This is a genomic window from Flavobacterium sp. CF108 (assembly GCF_900129795.1).
GTDB lineage: Bacteria > Bacteroidota > Bacteroidia > Flavobacteriales > Flavobacteriaceae > Flavobacterium.
The window spans coordinates 197,683-219,443 of record NZ_FQWW01000003.1 but is presented as its reverse complement, the minus strand read 5'-3'; the positions used below and the strand labels follow the sequence as shown (position 1 = coordinate 219,443).

General features: G+C 33.5%; 23 protein-coding genes. 19 read left to right on the top strand and 4 right to left on the bottom strand.

The genetic code is table 11. The features are described 5' to 3' along the window. Nucleotides 1–187 precede the first annotated feature (187 nt). The 16 genes from BUE10_RS09610 (at nucleotide 188) to BUE10_RS09535 (ending at nucleotide 15,663) form a co-directional block, all read left to right on the top strand. The gene (locus tag BUE10_RS09610) at nucleotides 188–1,465 is read left to right on the top strand and encodes a hypothetical protein (protein WP_073484582.1); all 1,278 of its coding nucleotides are present in this window, start codon (nucleotides 188–190) and stop codon (nucleotides 1,463–1,465) included. Between the two features lie 298 nt (nucleotides 1,466–1,763). After that, a complete protein-coding gene (locus BUE10_RS09605; protein WP_073485248.1) occupies nucleotides 1,764–3,164 on the top strand; it encodes an anthranilate synthase component I family protein in 1,401 nt (466 codons plus the stop codon). A 196-nt stretch (nucleotides 3,165–3,360) separates the two neighbouring features. Continuing rightward, nucleotides 3,361–3,804, top strand: coding sequence for a hypothetical protein (locus tag BUE10_RS09600; protein WP_073484580.1), 444 nt, complete (start codon nucleotides 3,361–3,363; stop codon nucleotides 3,802–3,804). Between the two features lie 90 nt (nucleotides 3,805–3,894). Continuing rightward, a complete protein-coding gene (locus tag BUE10_RS09595) occupies nucleotides 3,895–4,461 on the top strand; it encodes an anthranilate synthase component II (protein ID WP_073484578.1) in 567 nt (188 codons plus the stop codon). Nucleotides 4,462–4,546: 85 nt separating this feature from the next. Further along, complete coding sequence (locus BUE10_RS09590) at nucleotides 4,547–4,954, top strand: GNAT family N-acetyltransferase (RefSeq protein ID WP_073484576.1); 408 nt, start codon at nucleotides 4,547–4,549, stop codon at nucleotides 4,952–4,954. A 76-nt stretch (nucleotides 4,955–5,030) separates the two neighbouring features. Continuing rightward, nucleotides 5,031–6,023 (top strand): anthranilate phosphoribosyltransferase, encoded by a 993-nt coding sequence (trpD, locus tag BUE10_RS09585; protein ID WP_073484575.1) that lies wholly within the window; start codon nucleotides 5,031–5,033, stop codon nucleotides 6,021–6,023. 85 nt (nucleotides 6,024–6,108) lie between these two features. After that, complete coding sequence (trpC, locus tag BUE10_RS09580; RefSeq protein ID WP_073484573.1) at nucleotides 6,109–6,894, top strand: indole-3-glycerol phosphate synthase TrpC; 786 nt, start codon at nucleotides 6,109–6,111, stop codon at nucleotides 6,892–6,894. A 107-nt stretch (nucleotides 6,895–7,001) separates the two neighbouring features. Then, nucleotides 7,002–7,634, top strand: coding sequence for a phosphoribosylanthranilate isomerase (locus tag BUE10_RS09575; RefSeq protein WP_073484571.1), 633 nt, complete (start codon nucleotides 7,002–7,004; stop codon nucleotides 7,632–7,634). 12 nt (nucleotides 7,635–7,646) lie between these two features. Next, nucleotides 7,647–8,828 (top strand): tryptophan synthase subunit beta, encoded by a 1,182-nt coding sequence (trpB, locus tag BUE10_RS09570; protein ID WP_073484569.1) that lies wholly within the window; start codon nucleotides 7,647–7,649, stop codon nucleotides 8,826–8,828. 57 nt (nucleotides 8,829–8,885) lie between these two features. Beyond that, nucleotides 8,886–9,203 (top strand): gamma-glutamylcyclotransferase family protein, encoded by a 318-nt coding sequence (locus tag BUE10_RS09565; protein WP_073484567.1) that lies wholly within the window; start codon nucleotides 8,886–8,888, stop codon nucleotides 9,201–9,203. A 17-nt stretch (nucleotides 9,204–9,220) separates the two neighbouring features. Then, complete coding sequence (locus BUE10_RS09560) at nucleotides 9,221–9,958, top strand: carbon-nitrogen hydrolase family protein (protein ID WP_073484565.1); 738 nt, start codon at nucleotides 9,221–9,223, stop codon at nucleotides 9,956–9,958. 109 nt (nucleotides 9,959–10,067) lie between these two features. Then, the gene (gene trpA / locus BUE10_RS09555) at nucleotides 10,068–10,829 is read left to right on the top strand and encodes a tryptophan synthase subunit alpha (protein WP_073484563.1); all 762 of its coding nucleotides are present in this window, start codon (nucleotides 10,068–10,070) and stop codon (nucleotides 10,827–10,829) included. 210 nt (nucleotides 10,830–11,039) lie between these two features. Then, entirely contained in the window at nucleotides 11,040–11,669 is a 630-nt protein-coding gene (locus BUE10_RS09550; protein WP_053473889.1) for a TetR/AcrR family transcriptional regulator, read from the top strand. Continuing rightward, nucleotides 11,659–12,978, top strand: coding sequence for a TolC family protein (locus BUE10_RS09545; RefSeq protein ID WP_073484562.1), 1,320 nt, complete (start codon nucleotides 11,659–11,661; stop codon nucleotides 12,976–12,978). The genes BUE10_RS09550 and BUE10_RS09545 overlap by 11 nt, the downstream gene beginning before the upstream one ends. 11 nt (nucleotides 12,979–12,989) lie before the next feature. Continuing rightward, nucleotides 12,990–14,069 (top strand): HlyD family secretion protein, encoded by a 1,080-nt coding sequence (locus BUE10_RS09540; RefSeq protein WP_073484560.1) that lies wholly within the window; start codon nucleotides 12,990–12,992, stop codon nucleotides 14,067–14,069. A 4-nt stretch (nucleotides 14,070–14,073) separates the two neighbouring features. Further along, nucleotides 14,074–15,663, top strand: coding sequence for a DHA2 family efflux MFS transporter permease subunit (locus tag BUE10_RS09535; protein WP_073484558.1), 1,590 nt, complete (start codon nucleotides 14,074–14,076; stop codon nucleotides 15,661–15,663). Nucleotides 15,664–15,907: 244 nt separating this feature from the next. Here the strand turns inward: BUE10_RS09535 and yaaA are convergent, their stop codons facing one another. Next, on the bottom strand, nucleotides 15,908–16,666 hold the full coding sequence (yaaA, locus tag BUE10_RS09530; protein WP_073484557.1) for a peroxide stress protein YaaA: 759 nt from the start codon (nucleotides 16,664–16,666) through the stop codon (nucleotides 15,908–15,910). A 509-nt stretch (nucleotides 16,667–17,175) separates the two neighbouring features. Between yaaA and BUE10_RS09525 the strand changes: the two genes are divergently transcribed. From BUE10_RS09525 to BUE10_RS09515, 3 genes are read left to right on the top strand one after another with little or no spacing between them, the layout of a single operon-like run. Continuing rightward, nucleotides 17,176–18,606: a CCA tRNA nucleotidyltransferase gene (locus BUE10_RS09525; RefSeq protein WP_073484555.1), complete on the top strand. Its 1,431-nt coding sequence runs from the start codon at nucleotides 17,176–17,178 to the stop codon at nucleotides 18,604–18,606. Continuing rightward, on the top strand, nucleotides 18,606–18,962 hold the full coding sequence (locus BUE10_RS09520) for a hypothetical protein (protein ID WP_073484553.1): 357 nt from the start codon (nucleotides 18,606–18,608) through the stop codon (nucleotides 18,960–18,962). The genes BUE10_RS09525 and BUE10_RS09520 overlap by 1 nt, the downstream gene beginning before the upstream one ends. Then, nucleotides 18,959–19,984, top strand: a complete 1,026-nt coding sequence (locus BUE10_RS09515) for a COX15/CtaA family protein (RefSeq protein ID WP_073484552.1) — start codon at nucleotides 18,959–18,961, stop codon at nucleotides 19,982–19,984. The genes BUE10_RS09520 and BUE10_RS09515 overlap by 4 nt, the downstream gene beginning before the upstream one ends. 275 nt (nucleotides 19,985–20,259) lie before the next feature. On the opposite strand, the gene BUE10_RS09510 is transcribed toward BUE10_RS09515, so the two are convergent. Genes BUE10_RS09510 through BUE10_RS09500 form a run of 3 tightly spaced genes read right to left on the bottom strand, consistent with a single transcriptional unit; the run spans nucleotide 20,260 to nucleotide 21,761 of the window. Next, nucleotides 20,260–21,027 (bottom strand): LytR/AlgR family response regulator transcription factor, encoded by a 768-nt coding sequence (locus tag BUE10_RS09510; protein WP_073484550.1) that lies wholly within the window; start codon nucleotides 21,025–21,027, stop codon nucleotides 20,260–20,262. A 40-nt stretch (nucleotides 21,028–21,067) separates the two neighbouring features. Then, nucleotides 21,068–21,439, bottom strand: a complete 372-nt coding sequence (locus tag BUE10_RS09505) for a 2TM domain-containing protein (RefSeq protein ID WP_073484548.1) — start codon at nucleotides 21,437–21,439, stop codon at nucleotides 21,068–21,070. Nucleotides 21,440–21,455: 16 nt separating this feature from the next. Further along, nucleotides 21,456–21,761 carry a 2TM domain-containing protein gene (locus BUE10_RS09500; RefSeq protein WP_234984729.1) on the bottom strand — a complete coding sequence of 102 codons (306 nt, stop codon included), beginning with the start codon at nucleotides 21,759–21,761 and terminating at the stop codon, nucleotides 21,456–21,458.

Here is a 21,761-nt window from a genome sequence, read left to right as displayed (position 1 = left end):
GAAAATTTAATTGGAAACAATTTTGAAGTAGCGTTTTCTCTGGTTAAATATCTTATTTCTTTTCAAAATCATAACATTCTTAACGATAAAATAACGCTTTCATAATAACTATCCCCGTATTGATTAACATTCGGGGTCTAATTTTGAGCAAATTAAAAATCCAAAACTAGAAATTAAAATTATAGTTATGAAAACAAAAATACGTGTTATAATAATTACACTTCTAAGCACTTTTTTACTTCAAGCTCAACAACAAACAAAAGGAATAACCGGTACTAACAACTGGATGAATAATTGGACCAATTTTAATCCATCTAAATTAGAATATAGCGAAGCGACCAACATAATTGCCGGAACAATTGATAAAGATACCAGATTAGTAAAACGAAATACATATCAATTAGTAGGTATTGTTTATGTAACAAACAATGCAACTTTAACTATCGAACCTGGAACTATAATACGAGGTGATGACAAAACCTGCGGAACCCTTGTTATTACAAATGGTGCAAAAATTGTGGCCGAAGGTTTAGAAACAGATCCGATCATTTTTACTTCAAATAAAGAAATCGCAGACAGACGTCCGGGTGACTGGGGTGGAATAATCATTTTAGGAAAAGCTCCAATTAATTTTCTTGGAGGACTTCATACACTTCCTTTTACTTTAGATCCAATATTAAATCATTATGGTGGTCAGGATGCAGAAGACAATTCAGGAATTTTAAAATATGTCAGAATAGAATTTGCTGGTAGAAAATTGAGCTCTGAAAAAGAACTTAATGGACTTTCACTAGCTGGAGTTGGAAGAAAAACAATTTTAAGCAATATCCAGATCAGTTTTTCAAACGACGATTCGTTTGAATGTTATGGCGGTGATTTAAATATGAATAACTTAGTTTCATACAGAACAACTGATGATGATTTCGATTTTACGCAAGGTGCACAAATTAACATCAGCAATAGTATCGCTATTCGTCATCCTTTTTCATCAGATATCTCAGGTTCAAGATGTTTTGAAGTCGATTCATACGACAAGATTCAAAATACTGATATGAGTAAAAAAATGACAAAAATCACTGCAACTAATATCACTTTAGTTAATCTTGAAGAAAACAATCAAGGTCTGGTTAGAGAATCTGTTCATATTAGAGAAAATACTTTTTTTAGTTTAACCAATAGTATTGTTTCTGGTTTTTCTCCTTTTGTTTTATTAGAAAGTAATATTGGAAATGGAAATGATAACTTAGCAAAAATGAGTTTCAAAAATATAATTGTGAATAATTGCAATGGCGGAATTACAAGTGAATCATCTAGTTCTGATGCTGCAATTCAAAACTATTACAACCCAAATTCTGGAATAGAATACTCAAAATGGAAGAATAGTGAGTTGTTTACAATGCCAAATATCAAAGGAAATCCAGATTTTAGAGCAAATGTAAACAATACGATTGCGATTGGAAACTAAGGCCTTAAGCAGGTTTTAGATTTTAAAATTTAACAAATTTCAAAAATTAGAAAAGTTTTTTTTGAGATTTTATGTATTCTAATTCAAATTACATTTATATCTTTGTCACATCAAAATAAGATATGAGAACAATAATGAACAATACTTGGTGGTGGAACAATTTACGTCAAACGTCGTGAACTAAGCTTCCTATGGTATTTTCAAAACTATAAACAAAAAGGGCTTGTCATCACGACAAGCCCTTTTTTTGGGTCAAAACTTTAGCAGAAAAATATTAAAAACTAAAAAACAACATACTTTGAAACCTTTTATACTCAACACACATTACAAACAAATTCTGGCAGACACCATTACGCCGGTTAGTATATATTTTAAAATAAGAGATAAATTTCCAAATAGTTTATTATTAGAAAGTAGTGATTATCACGGAAATGACAACAGTTTCTCTTACGTTTGCTGCAACCCGATTGCAACAATTAAAATCGAAAACGAAACGATTTCAAAAACTTTTCCTGACGGAACTTTGGAACAAATTAAAATTGATGCTTCAACAAATATTCCGGAAGTAATTCAGGAATTCTCAAGCAAATTTCAGTCGGAGAAAAACGATTTTAAATTTATCAATAACGGATTATTCGGATACATTTCTTACGATGCTGTTCGTTATTTCGAGAAAGTTTCAATTGCTAAAAAAGACAATGCAACTTCAATTCCGGATGTTTTTTATGCGGTTTATCAAAACATCATCGCTATCAATCACTTTAAAAATGAAGCTTATATTTTCTGCCACAGCGTTGATGGAACAAACAACATTTCTGAAATCGAACAATTATTGCAATCCAGAAATATTGCTTCATACAAATTTTCAAAAGAAGGCGAAGGTTTCTCTAATTTAACCGATGAAGAATTTAAACACAATGTGGCTTTAGCTAAAAAACACTGTTTCCGTGGAGATGTTTTTCAATTGGTTTTATCTCGTCGTTTTACACAAGGTTTTAAAGGTGACGAATTTAATGTTTACAGAGCCTTAAGAAGCATCAATCCATCTCCTTACCTATTCTTTTTTGATTATGGAGATTTCAAAATATTTGGGTCTTCGCCCGAAGCACAAATTATCGTAAAAAACAGAAAAGCCGAAATTCACCCCATCGCAGGAACTTTCAAAAGAACCGGAAATGACGAACGTGACGCTCTTTTAGCCAAAGAACTTTCAGAAGATAAAAAAGAAAACAGCGAACACGTAATGCTTGTCGATTTGGCAAGAAACGATTTAAGCCGAAACGGTCACAATGTAAATGTTGAAAAATACAGGGAAGTTCAGTTTTTCTCGCACGTAATTCACTTAGTTTCAAAAGTAACCGGACATTTACACGAAAAAGCTACGACTATGCAGGTTGTTGCCGATACTTTCCCGGCCGGAACTTTAAGCGGCGCACCAAAACACAGAGCGATGCAATTGATTGAAGATTACGAAAAAACAAATCGTAATTTCTACGGAGGCGCAATTGGTTTCATGGATTTTAATGGAAACTTTAATCACGCGATTATGATTCGAACTTTCCTTAGCAAAAATCACCAATTGCATTGTCAAGCTGGCGCTGGAATCGTAGCCAGTTCTGACGAAGAAAGCGAAATGCAAGAAGTGTATAATAAATTAAGAGCATTGAATACAGCGCTGGAAATGGCGGAGAAAATATAAGTTTTCAGTCGCGGTTTTCAGTGACAGTGACACAGAATGATCAGCGATGTCTCCCGAGGTTGAAACCTCGGGCAATATTTGAAAAGCAGTTATATACGGAATGCTATATAAACATAGCCAACGGTTTCAACCGTTGGAGACAAAGATTGGTAAAATCTGAAACAATTAACAAACAAAGAATAAAACCATAAAAACCATGAGAAAAGCATTATCAATTCTAGTTTTAATCATTACTATAACCTCTTGTAATTCGGAAAAAAAAGAAAATCCTATTAAAGGAACCTGGCGTCTGATATCAGCAGAAACGACTGAAAAAGATTCAACGTTTTCGACTTTCAATTCAAAAACAAAAATGATTAAAATTATAAACGATACACATTTTGCTTTTTTCAATCATGATTTAAATAATGGTAAAGATTCAACAAATGCAGTGTTCTTTGGCGGAGGCGGAAAATATACTTTAAAGGATAGTATTTATACTGAGAATCTGGAGTACTTCAATAACCGTCAATGGGAAAATGGAAAATTTGAGTTTGTAGTAAAAATTAAAAACGACACTTTAACTCAAAAAGGAGTTGAAAAAGTAGAAAAATTAGGAATCGATAGAATTATTACTGAAAAGTACGTTCGAGAAAAATAAAAGAAAATTTAGTTTCAGGTTTTCTTTGTTTCAAGTTTCAAGTTGTTGGAACTTGAAACCTGAAACCTGAAACTTGAAACAAAACACACAATGAAAAAAATATTAGTTATAGACAATTACGATAGTTTCACTTATAATTTAGTACACTATCTGGAAGATTTAAACTGCGAAGTAACAGTTTACAGAAACGACGAATTCGAAATTGACGAAATTGCTTCTTTCGATAAAATATTACTTTCGCCAGGCCCTGGAATTCCTGATGAAGCGGGTTTATTAAAAGCGGTTATCGAAAAATATGCGCCAACAAAAAGTATTCTGGGCGTTTGTTTAGGGCAGCAGGCAATTGGAGAAGTTTTTGGCGGAACACTTTCTAACCTTGATAAAGTATACCACGGAGTTGCAACGAATGTAAAAACGGTTGTTTCAGATGAAATTTTATTTGAAGGTTTAGGAAACGAATTTGAAGTTGGAAGATACCACTCATGGGTTGTCGATGCCAATTTACCTGATAGTTTAGAAGCAACTTCTGTAGATGAAAACGGACAAATTATGTCATTAAGACACAAAACTTTTGATGTGAGAGGTGTTCAATTTCACCCAGAAAGTGTTTTGACTCCAAACGGGAAAAGGATTTTAGAGAATTGGATAAAGAGCTAGTTTACAGTATTCAGTCGCAGTCGCAGTAAAAACTCAGAACTTTAGTCCCGATAGCTATCGGGATAGCAACTTAGAACCTTAAAAAATGGAAATAACAATTTTAGAAACCAGAGAAATAAGCATTGACGACATTTTAGTTTTATATAAAGCTAATGAATGGAGTTCAGCCAGTAAACCGAATGAACTTTATAACGGATTATTAAACTCGGAAACTCTTGTGACGGCTTGGGAAGGAAAAAAGTTAGTCGGACTCGGAAATGCGATTTCTGATGGATTTTTAACCGTTTATTATCCACATTTATTGGTACTTCCGGATTATCAGGGAAAAGGAATTGGGAAAATGATTTTGGACAAAATGCAGGAGAAATACAAACACTTTCACATGCAAATGCTGACTGCAGACGGAAGATCAGTTGATTTTTATAAAAAAAACGGTTTTGAACGCGCCGGAAAAACTGAACCCATGTGGATTTATCAAGGAAATGAACATTAATTAAAAGTATTCAGTCTCAGTCACAGTAAAAAACTTAGCAACTTAGTTCCTTTGAACCTTAGCAACTTTAAAAAAAATGAAAACTATATTAAACAAATTAATCAATCACGAAGTGCTTTCTAAAGAAGAAGCAAAAGATGTATTGATTAATATTTCAAGCGGACAATACAATCCGAGTCAGATTTCGGCATTTTTGACCGTATTTATGATGCGTAGCATTACAATTGAAGAACTTTCTGGCTTTCGCGAAGCTTTATTAGAATTATGTGTTCGGGTTGATTTATCAGCTTACAATACAATCGATTTATGCGGAACGGGCGGTGATGGAAAAGACACTTTCAATATCTCGACTTTAGCCTCTTTTATTTCGGCTGGAGCCGGAATTAAAGTTGCCAAACACGGAAATTACGGAGTTTCATCTATTTCAGGATCGAGCAACGTGATGGAAAAAATGGGAATAAAATTCAGCAACGATCCTTCGTTTTTAGAAAAATGTATCGACAAAGCCGGAATCTGTGTTTTACACGCTCCCCTATTCCATCCGGCAATGAAAAATGTTGGACCAATCCGTAAAGAATTGGCTGTAAAAACCTTCTTCAATATGTTAGGGCCAATGGTAAATCCATCATTCCCACAAAACCAGTTAGTTGGAGTTTTCAATCTTGAATTAGCTCGAATGTATGCTTATTTATATCAAAATACCGATATCAATTTCACGATTTTACATTCGCTTGACGGATATGACGAAATCTCTTTAACCGGCCCAACCAAAACGATTACATCACACATGGAAGGAATGTTAAAACCGGAAGATTTTGGTGTTAGACTTTTATCCCAAACAGAAATTGAAGGTGGAAAAACAATCGAAGAATCGGCTGAAATATTTACTAATATTATTTCTGGAAAAGGAAACGAAGCGCAGAATAATGTGGTTTGTGCCAATGCTGCAATGGCAATCGCAACGGTTACAAAATGTTCTCCGCTTGAAGGATTTGAATTAGCAAAAGAAAGTTTATTGTCTGGAAAAGGATTAAAAGCATTACAGACATTACAGGAATTAAGTAAATAAAAAATAGTTTCAAGTTTTCTTTCTTTCATGTTTCAAGTTGTTGGAACGTGAAACCTAAAACCTGAAACCTGAAACAAAATAAACAATGAATATTTTAGATAAAATAATATTTGACAAACAACGAGAAGTCGTTCTCAAAAAATCAATCATTCCGGTTTCACAATTGGAAAGTTCTGTCTTTTTTGGAAAACAAATCATTTCTTTAAGCCAGAAACTAAAAGCAAGTTCAACTGGAATTATTGCAGAACACAAGCGTCGTTCTCCTTCAAAATCAGTTATTAATCACAATTTTACAGTGGAAGAAGTGGTTAAAGGTTATGAAAATGCCGGAGCTTGCGGAATTTCGGTTTTAACAGATGGAAAGTATTTTGGAGGTTCTCTAGACGATTTACTTCTGGCAAGAGCAAGTGTAAATATTCCGCTTTTGCGAAAAGAATTTATTGTCGATGAATACCAAATTTTAGAAGCAAAAGCACACGGAGCAGATTTAATTTTATTAATCGCTGCAGTTTTAACCCGCGAAGAAATCAAATCATTATCTGAATTTGCAAAAAAATTAGGTTTAGAAGTTCTGTTAGAAGTTCACAATCAAGAAGAACTGGAAAAATCGATTATGCCGACTTTAGACATGATTGGCGTAAACAACAGAAACCTAAAAACTTTCGAAGTAAGTTTAGATTTCAGCAAACAACTGGCTTCACAAATTCCAGATGATTTTGTAAAAGTTTCCGAAAGCGGCATTTCATCAATCGAAGCCATTCAGGAACTAAAACCTTACGGTTACAAAGGTTTCTTAATTGGGGAAAACTTCATGAAAACCGATAACGCCGGACAAGCCGCAACGGAATTTATAAGCAAACTAAGTCTTTGACGGTTTGCCACAAAGTCACAAAGGCGCAAATTTAATTTGTGTCAGTTTGTGAAATTAATAAAAAAAACTTAGTGTCTTAGCGCCTTCGTGGCAAAAACAAATATAAAATGAAACTCAAAATATGCGGTATGAAATATCCCGAAAACATTCTCGAAGTAGGCGCGCTCCTACCCGATTATATGGGATTTATTTTCTGGGAAAAATCCGCGCGATATTTTAACGGAACCATTCCTGAACTTATAAAAACAGTCAAAAAAGTGGGCGTTTTTGTAAACCAAAGTCAGGAAGAAATTCTGGAAAAAGTAACAAAATACAATTTGCAAGCCGTTCAGTTACATGGAAATGAATCCGTTGAATTTGTATCGGAACTAAAAAATCAATTATCAAAAAAAATCGAAATCATTAAAGCATTTTCCGCAGATGAAAATTTCGATTTTGAAGTGATAAAACCTTTCGAACCAGTCTGTCATTATTTTCTATTTGACACAAAAGGAAAACTACCGGGCGGAAACGGAACAACATTCGACTGGACGATATTAAAAAAATACAATTCGGATAAACCCTTCTTTTTGAGCGGCGGAATCGGAATTAACGAATTAAAAGCCATTGAAGAAATTTCAAAAAGCAATTTACCTATTTATGCTATCGATGTAAATAGTAAATTTGAAATCGAACCCGGGCTGAAAAACAGAAATTTATTTAGCAATTTCAAACGAAAATTTGATGTTGCCAACTTTTAAACTTTAAACAAAATGAGTTTTAACGTCAACGAAAAAGGATATTACGGAGAATTTGGAGGAGCTTACATTCCTGAAATGCTGTATCCAAATGTAGAAGAATTACGCCAGAAATATTTAAGCATAATGGATGAACCAGATTTTAAAGCTGAGTTCAATCAATTGCTGAAAGATTATGTAGGACGCCCAAGTCCGTTGTATTTTGCAAAACGATTATCTGAAAAATACAATGCCAAAGTCTATCTAAAAAGAGAAGATTTAAACCATACCGGAGCGCACAAAGTCAACAATACAATTGGGCAGATTTTATTAGCAAAACGTTTAGGTAAAAAAAGAATTATTGCCGAAACCGGAGCGGGTCAGCACGGTGTTGCAACGGCAACAGTATGCGCTTTAATGGGAATTGAATGTATCGTTTATATGGGTGAAATCGACATTGCGCGTCAGGCTCCAAACGTGGCTCGTATGAAAATGTTAGGTGCCGAAGTTCGTCCGGCACTTTCGGGTTCACGTACTTTAAAAGACGCTACAAACGAAGCTATTCGTGACTGGATTAATAATCCGGTTGATACACATTATATTATCGGATCGGCAATTGGACCTCATCCTTATCCGGATATGGTGACGCGTTTTCAGAGTATTATTTCAGAAGAAATAAAATGGCAGTTAAAAGAAAAAGAAGGACGTGAAAATCCTGATTATGTGGTCGCTTGTATTGGCGGCGGAAGTAACGCTGCAGGAACGTATTATCACTTTTTACACGAGCCGGAAGTTGGAATTATTGCTGTTGAAGCTGCCGGAAAAGGTGTTGACAGCGGACACAGTGCTGCAACAAGTAAATTAGGAAAAGTGGGTGTTATTCACGGTTGTAAAACACTTTTAATGCAAACTCCAGACGGGCAAATTACTGAACCGTATTCTATTTCTGCAGGATTAGATTATCCTGGAGTTGGGCCTCTACACGCACATTTGGCACAAACGGGACGCGGCGAATTTTTCTCTGTAACCGATGATGATGCTATGAATGCAGGTTTGCAATTGACAAAATTAGAAGGAATTATTCCTGCTATTGAAAGCGCGCATGCATTTGCAGTTTTAGATCAAAAGAAATTTAAACCTACAGATGTTGTGGTAATCAGTCTTTCAGGTCGTGGCGATAAAGATTTAGATAATTATATTGACTATTTTAAATTGTAATAAAAATCGTAATTTGGGCATTCGCTAACGCAAACAAATAACGAGAAAAAAGTAGATATGGAAAAGTTATTCTCTTACGGAACATTACGATCAAAACAAATTCAAATGCAGGTTTTCAATAAAGTATTAACGGGAACTGCAGACCAGCTTCTTGGCTACAAACTAAAAAGCCTTCAAATTGAGGAAGAATTTGGAATGGCTGATTATGTTGTCGTTGTACCAAGCGAAAATCCTTCGGAAATTATTCATGGAGTTGTTTTCAATGTTACTATCGCTGATTTAGCAAAAGTAGATTTATTCGAATCTAATGCTTATAAAAGAGTTAAGGTTACTTTAAAATCAGGTATTTCGGCCTGGATTTATCTTGAAAACTAATAATTGAAAATATAAAAATGATTCTTGCAGCTGCACAAACAAAACCAACTCGAGGGGATATTGATGCCAATTTATCAGATCATTATCGTCTTATAGAATTGGCTGTAAAAAATAAAGCGCAATTAATTGCATTTCCTGAAATGTCTATTACAGGCTACGAAAGAGAACAGGCACAAAAATTAGCTTTCCAGAAAAACGATTCGCGTTTGGATCATTTGAAAAAATTAGCTGTAGAAAATAATATTGTAATTATTGCCGGAGCGCCTATTGAAATTGACTCCAATTTGTTTATTGGTGAATTTGTAATTGCTCCGGATAATTCGGTTTCCATTTATACGAAGCAGTTTTTACACGAAGGCGAAGATGAATATTTTCAATCTTCTTTTGACAATAATCCGATCATTTCAATTGAAAATCAAAAGATTTCATTTGCTATTTGTGCTGATATTGACAATCCGCTGCATCCGGAAAATGCGCATAAAAGAGAAACTGACATTTATATTGCCAGTATTTTCTTTTCACCAAACGGGATTCCGAATGCATACAGCCATTTACAAAGTTATGCAGAGAAACATCAAATGAATGTTTTGATGTCGAATTTCAGCGGCGAATCCTGGGGATCTCCTTCCGCAGGTCAAAGTGCATTTTGGAATAATAAAGGTCAATTGATTGGACAAATGAATGACTCAGATTCCGGCTTATTATTGGTAGAAAAGCAAAATGATATTTGGAAAAGTAGAATTATTATCGATTAGCAGGAATTCCTGCAAGGTTTCCAAAACCTTGTAGGTATAAATAAAATTACTTAAAATAAAACACCTACAAGGTTTTGGAAACCTTGCAGGAGAAATAAAAGATATTAAAATGAACAGAATAACTCAAAAATTACAAGAAGACAAAAAGATACTTTCGATCTATTTTTCTGCGGGATATCCTAACTTAAATGATACCGTGCAGATTATTCAGGATTTAGAAAAAAACGGAGTTGATTTAATCGAAATTGGACTTCCTTTTAGTGATCCTTTGGCAGATGGGCCAACAATTCAGGCGAGTTCTACACAGGCACTTCATAACGGAATGACAACTCAAATTCTTTTCGACCAGCTGAAAAACATCCGCGAAAGCGTAAAAATTCCGTTGATTATTATGGGATATTTTAATCCGATGTTACAATACGGAGTTGAAGCTTTTTGTCAAAAATGTGCTGAAATTGGTATCGACGGTTTAATTATTCCAGACCTTCCGGTTGATGTTTATGCTGAAGAATACAAAGCAATTTTCGAAAAATACGGATTAATTAATGTTTTCCTTATTACACCCCAAACTTCAGACGAGCGTATTCGTTTTATCGACAGCGTTTCAAATGGATTTATTTATATGGTAAGTTCTGCAAGTGTTACGGGCTCTCAATCTGGTTTCGGAAATGTTCAGGAAAGTTATTTCGAAAGAATATCAAATTTGAATTTAAAAAACCCACAAATTGTAGGTTTTGGAATTTCAAATAAAGAAACTTTTAATCAAGCCACTAAATATGCAAAAGGCGCTATTATTGGAAGTGCTTTTATCAAACATTTGAGTAAAAGCGGTTCTGGAAAAATTAGTGAGTTTGTTGGAGAGATTAGGTAATTATATCTTATAAATATTTTATAAACGTCTAGTTTATCATAGAAATCGGAATGAAAAGATTGTAAAAAAAGCTGAAATACTAAGTGTTTCAGCTTTTTTTTTGCCTAAAATTGTCGAAACCGTTTTATGTTAATATTATGTTAAAACAAAATTAAACAAGTGTTTAAATTAAACAAGTGTTTAATTTTGTGCCCAATTAGAAAAAATACCATGTCACACATTGAACTAAACGATAAAAAAATTCAGATTCTTACTGTTGCTGAAAAGCTATTTTCTGAGAAAGGATTTGAAGGGACGTCAATACGGGATATTTCGAAACATGCAAAAATTAATATTGCCATGGTTTCCTATTATTTCGGTTCAAAAGATAAATTACTTGAATCTTTAATTATTCATAAAACAGCCGATTTAAAACTGCAAATTGAAAGTTTGCAACACGAAGATCTTCACCCTCTTGATAAAGTCAATAAATTAGTCGAAATTTATATTAATCGAATTAATTGCAACAGAGGGATTTTCAGAGTTTTACACTTCGAACTTAATTCTAAAAAAAGAGAGGAAAGCCTTGCTGCTTTTACGGAGCTGAAAAAGGGAAATCTAAAATCTCTTGAAACGATTATTAAAGAAGGCCAGTCAAAAGGAATTTTTAGAAAAGATGTCATTATTCCGTTGATTACACCAACGATTATGGGAACTTTTTTTCATTTCCATATGAACAAATCATTTTTTGAAGAACTCTTAAATCTAAAAACAGAAACGTTATACAACGATTACATTAAAAACAGTCTTACAAAGCACATTCAACAAACTATAAAAGCGCTACTTGTTTATGAAAATTAGTCAATTAATGCTCTTTGGAGTTTTCTTTATAGGAATTTCTTCAATAGAAGCACAAGAAAAAACAAGTTTAACTTTAGATGAAGCCGTAAAAATGGCGTGGGAAAAGAGTAACGAAGTTACGCTTGCCAACACTAAGGTAAACTCAAAGAAATATGAATTACAAACGGTTAAGAATAATCAATATCCAGATTTAAAAGTTTCAGGGCAATATCAGCGATTAACAAAAGCTTCAATCGATATGCCAAATCAGGGAGAAAGTGCTTCTTTAGCTTCTCCGGATCGTGCAATGCTTGGAATGGCAAATTTAAGTTTACCTCTTTTTGCAGGATTTAAAATCCAAAACAGTATTGACGCTTATGAAAGCTTATATGAAGCTGAAAGCGTTACTGCCGCTAAAACAAAAGAAGATGTTGCTTTAAGAGTAATTACTTATTATACAGCTTTGTACAAAGCACAAAAAACTTTAGATGTTTTAACTGAAAATCAAAAAAGTGCTAAACAGCGTGTTACTGATTTTATTGAATTAGAGAAAAACGGAATCATCCCAAGAAATGATTTATTGAAAGCACAATTACTGGTTTCAAAAACGCAATTATCTATTGATGAAGCTAATAACAACATCAACAACATCAATTTTTATCTTACGACATTACTTAAATTAGAGCCATCTGTAAAAATTCAGGTTAACGAAGATGATTTCTTTAACTTAAAAACAACTGGTGCTCCAACATCTGATGTTTTGGCACTTGAAAGCAGAAAAGATCTAGAGGCTATTCGTTTGCAGCAAAAAGTTTCAGAAGCTAATGTTAAGATTGCAAAAGCCGGATATTATCCAACAATTTCATTACTTGGAGGTTATACTGCTTTAGATCTTAAAGATATTATTACGGTAAAATATGCTATGAATTTTGGTTTAGGTTTATCTTATGATTTATCTGGGATTCTTAAAAACAGCGCACACGTAAAAGAAGCAGAAAGCAAAGCTTTAGAAGTAAAAAATACTGAGGCTATTATGACTGACCGTATAAAAGTTGAAGTTCAAAAATCTATTGAAGATTATGACTTAGCGATCAATCAAAGTGTGGTTTATGAAGAAGCTTTTCAACAGGCTGCAGAAAATTACAGACTGGTAAAAGATAAATTCGACAATGGTCTTTCAGATACCAATGATCTTGTTGAAGCCGATGTTGAGCAGTTAAGTGCAAAAATCAATACTGCTGTAGCAAAAGCAACCATCATTCAAAAATATTACGAATTACTTTCAGTATCAGGACAATTATCACAATCATTCAATCTTTCTAAAATATAATCGAAGCTCTCATGGAAAAGAAAAAGACAAATAAAAAATTCATCATCATACTAACCGTTTTGGTTTTAGTGGGAGGAACTTACGGAATATCAAAATACTTACACTCATTGGCTCACGAAGAAACGGATGATGCTCAAATTGAGAAAAAAATGAACCCAATTATTCCGAGAGTATCAGGATATATCAGCAAAGTATATGTGAAAGATAATGACTATGTAAAAAAAGGAGATACTTTATTTACTATCGATAAAAGAGATTATCAGTTAAAAATCGATGAAGCAAACGCTGCATTACTAGGAGCTGAAGGTCAATACGAAGCTGCAAAAGCTGATATTGGAAGTGCTTATGCAAGCATCTCTGTTTCAGACGCTCAAATGAAATCTGCTGGTGGTTCTATCGAAAGTGCTAAAATTAGATTGAGACAGCTTACAAACGATTTTAACCGTTACAGCAATTTATATAAAACACATACTATTACAAAACAACAATTTGAACAAGCTCAAACTGCAAAAGATGAAGCTGAAAATCAAGTACGTGTTTTAGAGCAACAACAAAGAGCAAGTTCTTACCAAAAATCTGTAATTCAGTCAAAATCTAAAGTTTCTGACAAACAAACAGAAGTAGCTTCTGCAAATATCAAAAAAGCAAAAACAATGCTTGATGTTGCTCACTTAAACCTTTCTTATACAGTAGTTACAGCAGCAATTGACGGTCAGGTTTCTAAAGTAGATATTCAGCCGGGACAACTAGTTCAGCCAGGACAATCTTTATTCTACATCATTAACAATACTGAAGCTTGGGTTGTAGCTAACTTTAAAGAAACACAATTAAACAAAATGGTTGTGGGACAAAAAGTAAGTTTAAAAGTTGATGCTTATCCAAACTATGAGTTTAAAGGTACTGTAACTTCATTTTCTCCAGCAACAGGATCACGTTTTTCATTGTTACCTCCTGATAATGCTACGGGAAACTTCGTAAAAACAATTCAGAGATTACCAGTAAAAATTAGTTTAGATCAAGCAAACGATCCTGAAAAAGTAAAACTTTTAAGACCAGGAATGAATGTTGACGTAGACGTACATTTAAAATAAATAAATGGCAGCAGCAGTACAAGCAGACGACGATTTAGTAGAATACGGTTACCGACGCGTAATTATTACCATTACGGCAGTACTTTGTGCCTTGCTGGAAATTGTAGATACGACGATTGTAAACGTAGCTCTAACAGACATGCGCGGAAGTCTTGGTGCTACCTTGACCGATGTGGCGTGGGTTATTACAGCATACGCAATTGCGAATGTTATTGTAATTCCGATGACGAGCTGGTTATCTCAGCAATTTGGAAGACGTAATTATTTTGTGGCTTCTATCATTATATTTACCGTCTGTTCCTTTTTGTGTGGAAATGCCAGTAATATTTGGGAACTTGTTGCCTTCCGATTCGTACAAGGTATGGGTGGTGGAGCTTTACTTGTAACAGCCCAAACGATTATTACAGAAAGTTATCCGGTTGCAAAACGTGGTATGGCACAAGCAATTTACGGAATGGGTGTAATTGTAGGTCCAACTTTGGGTCCGCCTTTGGGGGGATATTTAGTAGATAATTATTCTTGGCCTTATATCTTTTACATCAATATTCCGCTTGGAATTATCGCTACTATTTTAGCTTTAACTTTCGTAAGAAGTCCGAAATATGGAGAGAAATTAAAAGCAAATCAGGTTGACTGGTGGGGAATTTTCTTGTTGAGCGCCTTTATTGGTTCTTTACAATTCGTTCTTGAACACGGACAGCAAGATGATTGGTTTAACGATTCACTTATTGTGACTTTAAGTGTTGTGACTGTTTTAGGATTGGTTCTTTTTATTTGGAGAGAGCTGACTTACAAACATCCAATTGTAAACTTAAGTGTTTTAAAAGATGGGAATTTAAGAATTGGAACTGTAATGTGTTTCATTCTTGGTTTCGGTTTATATGGTTCAACGTTAATTATCCCTATTTACACGCAGTCGATTTTAGGATGGACAGCAACTGATGCGGGATTATTATTAATTCCGGGATCTATCACAACGGCGATTATGATGCCATTTGTTGGAAATATGATTCAAAAAGGTGTTCCGCAAGGATACATGGTTGGAGTTGGATTTTTTGTATTTTTCCTCTTTACTTTTATGATGTACAGTCGTATGACTCCTGATACCGGTGTTGAACATATGTACTGGCCATTAATTTTGAGAGGAATTGGTTTAGGTTTACTTTTCGTTCCCATTACAACACTTTCGCTTTCAACCTTAAAAGGAAAACAAATTGGTGAAGGAGCTGCTTTTACCGGAATGATGCGTCAGTTAGGAGGTTCATTTGGTATTGCAATTATTACCACTTTCATCACACGTTTCAGCCAGGAACATAGAGTTGATTTGATTAACAATCTAGATCCTGCAAGATATGATGTTCAACAGCGTATCGCAGGAATGCAAAGAGCGTTTATGTCTAAAGGATATAGCGCCGATGTTGCACTTAAAAAAGCTTATCAGGGAATAGAATATTCAGTATTAAAACAAAGTACTGTTTTAGCTTACATGGATATTTTTATGTATCTGGGAATTATGTTTTTATGTTGTATACCGATTATTCTCTTTATCAAAAAAGGGAAGAACAAGATTAGCGCAGCCGACGCAATGCACTAATAATAATAATTTTATAATACGCAAAAACGCCGAATTCAATTTAGAATTCGGCGTTTATTTTTTTAATTTAACCGCAAAGAGCGCAAAGAATTTATCTCTAAGATGTTTTAAAAACGCAAAGTTCGCAAAGCTTTGTGTAAAAACTTTGCGAACCTTGCGTAAATCTTTGCGTTCTTTGCGGTTAAAAAGTAAGTAAAAACTCTTAGTATCTTAGCAACTAAGAACCTTAGCACCTTTAAAAAATCTATCTCGTGAAAACCAAATGATTTCCTTTCGAAAGATTCGCATCAAAATGATAACCTTCGTAATTAAAACCTTTTAAGTCATCAATAGTTTCAGCATTTGTATCAATAATATAACGAACCATCATACCTCTCGCCTTTTTTGCAAAGAAGCTGATCATTTTTAATTTTCCGTCTTTGTAATCTTTAAAATCCGGAGTAATTACAGGAACTTTTAAAGCTTTAACATCAACTGCCGAAAAATACTCGTTACTGGCTAAATTCACGAACAACTCCCCTTTTGTCAATTCTTTATTTAAAGCTTTTGTAACAACAGGTTTCCAAAATTCATGCAGGTTTTTATATTCTCCAACAGGTAATTTTGTTCCCATTTCTAAACGGTATGCCTGCATTAAATCAAGCGGTTTTAAAACACCGTAAAGTCCAGATAAAATTCTAAGTTTATCCTGAAGAACATCTAATTTTTCTAACGGAATTGAATAGGCATCTAAACCTGTATAAACATCACCATCAAAAGTATAAACTGCCGGACGGGCGTTTTCAACTGTAAATGGTGTTTTCCAGTCTTGGTTTCGTTTCCAGTTTAAATCGGCAAGTTTGTCTGAAATTGACATTAAATGGGATAATTCAGCTGGCTTTTTTCCTTTTAATATTTTATGAACCTGACGCGCTTCTTTTAAAAATGAAGGTTCAGTATGTTGAGCAGTAGGTAATTCTTTTTCGAAATTCAGTGATTTCGCCGGCGATATAACAATTTTCATTTGTGCATTTTTATATGATTCAAAAATACAAATTGAATTTTTAAAAATATGTTATTGCAATTGATTTGTTTTATTGTTGTATATTTTTTTTGCCACGAATTACACTAATTTTCACGAATTATTCTTTCACATAGATTGCGAAGATTTTTGCCACAGATTAAAAAGATTTTCACAGATTTTTTTTAATCCTTTTAATTCTTTTAATCTGTGGCTATATTTTTCTGCCACGAATTTTCACTAATTATTCTTTGCTCAAATTAAGAAGATTTCCACAGATTTTTTTAATCTTTTTAATCCTTTTAATCTGTGGCAGAAAAAAAAATAATTCGTGAAAATTAGTGTAATTCGTGGCAGCCCTTTCTCAATTCATAAAAATCAACGCATCAAAATGTGAAATTGTTCAAAAAAGTGAGCTATAGATTATAATAGCGATTTTCTATGTTGTAAATTTGCATGCATTTCATTTCTTCGAAAATTGAAATCATCTTTATTCAAAAATTAGTGAATTCGTGGCTATACAAACAAATTATAAAACTGCTTTACAAAACAAAATCTTCGATATTATTTCGAAAGCTTCTCAGGAATTAAATGTAGACTCTTATGTGATAGGAGGTTTCGTTCGTGATTTGCTTTTAAACCGAGGTTCTAAAAAAGATATCGATGTTGTAGCAGTTGGAAGCGGCATCGAATTAGCGCTTAAAGTTTCTGACTTACTTCCGAATAAACCAAAAGTTCAGGTTTTTAAAACTTACGGAACAGCAATGCTTCGTTTTGAAGATACCGATATTGAATTTGTTGGTGCCCGAAAAGAATCTTATAATTTTGACAGCCGAAATCCGATTGTAGAAAACGGAACGCTTGAAGATGACCAAAATCGTCGTGATTTTACGATTAACGCTTTGGCTTTATCTTTAAACAAAAGCAACTTCGGAGATCTTTTGGATCCGTTTAATGGATTGGCACATTTAGAAAGTAAAACCATCAAAACGCCTTTAAATCCGGATATTACTTATTCTGATGATCCGCTGCGAATGCTGCGTGCCATTCGTTTTGCCACGCAGTTGAATTTTGAAATCGAAGAAAATTCTTTGAATGCGATTTCAAAAAATGCTGATCGCATCAAGATTATTTCAGGCGAAAGAATCGTAGATGAATTAAATAAAATTCTTTCTACACCAAAACCGTCTACCGGTTTTTTACTTTTATATAAAACCGGACTTTTAGATTTAATCTTACCTGAATTAACAGCTTTAAATCAGGTAGAAGAAATTGAAGGTCATACACATAAAAATAACTTTTACCATACACTTGAAGTAGTTGACAACATTTGCCCAAATACAGATGATGTTTGGTTACGATGGTCGGCTTTATTACACGATATTGGAAAAGCACCCACAAAACGTTTCAACAAAAAACAAGGCTGGACTTTTCACGGACATGAATTTTTGGGTGGAAAAATGGCTAAAAAGATATTCGAACGTTTGCACATGCCATTGAATCACAAAATGAAATTTGTGCAAAAAATGGTGATTATGAGTTCACGTCCAATTGTTTTGGCTCAGGATATTGTAACCGACAGTGCAGTTCGTCGTTTGGTTTTTGATGCTGGTGAAGATGTTGAGGATTTAATGACTTTATGCGAAGCTGATATCACAACCAAAAACCCCGCGAAGTTTAAGAAATATCATAAAAACTTTGAAATTGTTCGCAAGAAAATTGTTGAAGTTGAGGAACGCGATCATGTTCGTAATTTTCAACCGCCAATTTCAGGCGAAGAAATTATGGAAATGTTCGATTTAAAACCTTCTCGTGAAATTGGAGTTTTAAAAGAAGCGGTAAAAGAAGCTATTTTAGAAGGAGATATTCCGAATGAATATCAGGCTGCGTATGATTTTGTAATTAAAAGAGCTGCAAAGTTAAATTTAACTCTTAAGAAATAATGGATATTTTAGGTTTTGTTTTTTTAATTGTGCTTTTGATAATGATTACAATTCTAAACCTTCTTTTCATTAAGAACTTAAAAAACAACAATAAAAATCAAATAAGACACAAACTAATATTTGTACTTATTAGTATTGTTTTATTAGCACTAGTAATAACATTCTATTTATTTATTCAAAATGCTGTTTTAATAGATTTAATGCATCTTGATATTGATGATATTACAAACGGAGGAAGGGTCATTACATTATTAATAATTATTCTGCTAAATAGTATTCTAAATATATTTATTTCAAGAATCTACTTAAGAAAAATAAACAAAACAAACGAAATCGAATTAATCGGAAAAGAATGAAAAAAGAGAATAAATCAGTAATCGTTTGGTTACTATCAGGTTGTGTTTTATTATTTTTAATGGTTGTCGTGGGCGGAATCACGCGTTTAACCAATTCAGGTTTATCAATGACGGACTGGCATTTGGTTACCGACACATTCCCGCCTTTAACTGATGCAAAATGGCAGGCTGCTTTTGATGAGTATAAAAAGTTTCCTGAGTACCAAAAAATCAATATTCACAACGATTTTCAATTAGCAGATTATAAATTTATTTATTTCTGGGAATGGTTTCACCGTTTCATCGGTCGTATAATTGGGTTAGTTTTCTTCGTGCCTTTTGTTTACTTCTTAATCAGAAAAAAATTAGATACGCCAACAATTAAAAAATGTATTGTGCTTTTAGCAATGGGCGCTTTTCAAGGATTTTTGGGATGGTTTATGGTTCGAAGCGGATTAATTGATAATCCAGATGTAAGTCATTTTAGACTTTCATTACACTTAACTTTTGCGTTTATCACTTTCGCTTATACACTTTGGGTTGCGCTGGATTTGATTTATCCGGAAAGAAATATTAATAAAATATTACCGCTTCGCAAAATCGCCAGATATGCTTTAGTCGCTTTATTAATCCAGATTATTTATGGTGGATTTGTTGCCGGATTAAACGCCGGATTAATTCACAATCACTGGCCTTTAATGAGCGATGGAGAATTTATTCACGAATCGGTTTTTATTGAGCAGTCTAGTTTGATTAAAAATTTAATTGAAGGAAAAAGCGGTGTTCAGTTTGTACACAGAACTTTTGCTTATGTAGTAGTTGCAATTATTCTTTTTCTTTTCTTTAAAAGCAAAAAATATACGCTTACCAATACGCAGGCAAACGGGATCAATACTTTAGTAGTTTTTGTTTTTATACAATTCCTTCTTGGAGTATTTACATTATTATACAGCGTGCCTTTGGCTTTAGGATTAATTCACCAAATTATGGCGTTTTTCCTTTTAAGCGCAATGACTTATACATTGCACCGATTGAGCAAATAATGTTTTGAATAAAATAAAAAAATTATGTTTCGTTAACCGGATTGAAATCCGTCTCTACAATATAAATCGAGCCGTTGGCTCTTTATTGGGATAATTTTGAAATTTTAGGCGGAATAATAAATATTGCTATGACGGATTTAATACGTAGAAATCGTAATGATACGCCATAAAAAGTTCCGAAGGAACGATCTATATTGTAGAGACGGATTTCAATCCGTCAGAAATGATAATCATAAACACATACGTTCACGCAATCATTAAAACAAAAATCAATTTTACCCCAGCCAGGTTTTAAAATCCTGTACCTTTTCACGGCTTACAACAACCTCATCTTCTTTGTAAGTTGGTAAAATTACTTTTAAACGTGAATTGGTATACACCTGAATTTCTTTAATGGCCTGAAGCGGGACAATAAATTTTCTGCTTACGCGAAAGAAATCCTTCTTATCTAATTCCTGCTCCAGAATCTCTAAAGTCGAATCTATTAAGTAGTTTCGATTGTCGTAGGTATGAATGTAAGTTCCTTTGTTTTCACTAAAAAAACATTCAATTTCTTCTGTAGTAATTACTTTTAAATGCTGACCAATTTTAACCGTAAATCGTTTTTTATAAACTTTCTCAAAAGGATTTGACAGCATTTGGCGGATCTGTTCAAAGTCAAGCTGCAGATTTTGAGTTTCTGAACTTGGTTTTGGCAAGCGCGTTTTAAATTTAGTAACCGCCACTTCCAGATCGTCTTCGTCAATTGGTTTGAGGAGATAATCAATACTGTTTAATTTGAATGCTTTTAAGGCATATTCATCATAAGCTGTTGTAAAAATAATGGCGCTTTTGATATCTATTTTTTCAAAAATTTCAAACGATAAACCATCTGACAATTGAATATCCAGAAAAATCAAATCCGGATGATCGTTATTGCTAAACCAATGAAGGGATTCTTCTACAGAATGTAACATTGTTTTTACAGCAATATCTAACTTTTCAAGCTTTCGCTGCAACAATCGCGCAGCGGGTTTTTCGTCTTCTATAATTAATGTGGTCATTGACTAATGTGCAAAATTTGAAAAAAAATATAATTTAAAATTACTCCCATTTATTCTTATTCTGAACTTCTTTCTCCATATATTTTTTAATTTTTTTATCCTCCCACTCTTTATTGAAAAAAAGATCAGGTCCAAAAACTGAAAATGCATGAATGGCTAAAGCAATTCCCCAATAAAACGCCGTTGAAAAAATTTCCCAATCTCTAAAACCTCTAATTTCAAAATGACTTCCTATAAAGCCTCTGCTATTCAAACTAGAAATAATGATAATCGCATTTACTATAAGATAAACTTTCAAATGCGAATAAAAGCCTTTTATTCTTTTTACTTTTCTGTATGCGATATTGTAACTTTCATCTGTACTAAATTCATGTGCATAGTCTTCGTACATGCGTCTTCTAAATCGTCCCATTTTTATTTGAATTAAATTATTGCCATTTATTTTTATTCTCTTTTTCTTTTTCCATCAGTTCTTTGATTTTTCTTTCTTCCCAATCTTTACCTAAAACCGGAAATACTTCAAAAACCTTTAATCCGTGAAAAAGAACTCCAACTCCCCACCACAATAAGGGCCAGAAAAACCATAAATATTCTGGTGATGTCCATAAATTAATGACAATCAAAATAATATTTACACCAATATAAGAGGTAAGATTAGCATAAAAACCTTTTATATTTTCTACTTTCTTTTTTGCAAGATAGTATCTGTCTTCTTCGTTATATTTTATTTCCAT